The following is a 1,001-nucleotide window of genomic DNA, read 5'->3' on the forward strand; positions in this document are numbered from 1 at the left end:
AGCGTCCATCGTTAGCATAACCCTGTTACCCGCCTTGTGCGGGTTTTTTTATGCCAGTTTTAAGGTAATCATCATGCCGCAATCATCATTCCAAAAAGCGTTTGAAAAAGTGGTTATTGCAGAAGGTGGTTACAGCAATCATCCAAGTGACCTTGGCGGTAAAACAAAGTTTGGTATTACTGAAGCCGTTGCCCGTGAAAATGGTTATATGGGTGATATGGCTAAGCTGAGTTTAGATATTGCCCGTAATATTTATTACTCGCGGTACTGGGACAAAATGCAGCTTAATGACATTTGTCGCATGAGTGAAGACTTAGCTATTGAGATGTTCGACACTGGTGTAAACATGGGCAATGCGTGGGCGATCATGTTTTTGCAAAAAGTGCTTAACGCATTTAACAACCAAGGCAAATTGTATGCAGACGTTAAAGAAGATGGCGTTATGGGTCGTGCAACCATTCAAGCACTTCATGCGTTCTATGCTAAGCGTGGTGTCAAAGGCGGTATTGTTTTACTAAAAGCAATGAACGGATTGCAATGTGCGCGTTATTTAGATTTAGCACAATCACGTCCTGCTAATGAAGATTTTGTATTTGGTTGGATTGCTAACCGTGTTGGTATTACTAATTGAAAAATGATGACTAAGCAAGACATGGTTATGCAAAACGATAGCTACAGTTTATTAACAATCATCACAACAGCCTTAGTCTTTAGCGGCTGGTTATTGGTTAGTGTGCTTGCTGTATTGGTAATGATTTCATTAACACCACCACGAACAAAGATGGAATTGTTTGGTATGGTTGCCAGTGCATTTGGCTCTTCATTGTTTGTAGGGCCACTGGTTATTGAGGCATACGGCTTTAGTCATTACACATTGCAAAGTCAATTAGGTATTTGCTTTGTGTGTGCCGTACCTGCTTGGTTGTTATGGTCGGTTGTGCGTGTAATTATTCAAAAATGGCGCGATAGTAAAAACCCTGTTGACGCTATTGGTAAAGATA

General features: G+C 40.8%; 2 protein-coding genes. Both read left to right on the forward strand.

The features are described from left to right. Positions 1-73: 73 nt before the first annotated feature. Positions 74-631: a glycosyl hydrolase 108 family protein gene (locus tag Q0212_RS12460; protein ID WP_297925994.1), complete on the forward strand. Its 558-nt coding sequence runs from the start codon at positions 74-76 to the stop codon at positions 629-631. Between the two features lie 27 nt (positions 632-658). Continuing rightward, the coding region (locus Q0212_RS12465) for a hypothetical protein (protein WP_297925996.1) at positions 659-1,001 on the forward strand (343 nt) is incomplete at its 3' end.

The organism is uncultured Agitococcus sp. (genome assembly GCF_937920075.1).
Classification (GTDB): domain Bacteria; phylum Pseudomonadota; class Gammaproteobacteria; order Pseudomonadales; family Moraxellaceae; genus Agitococcus.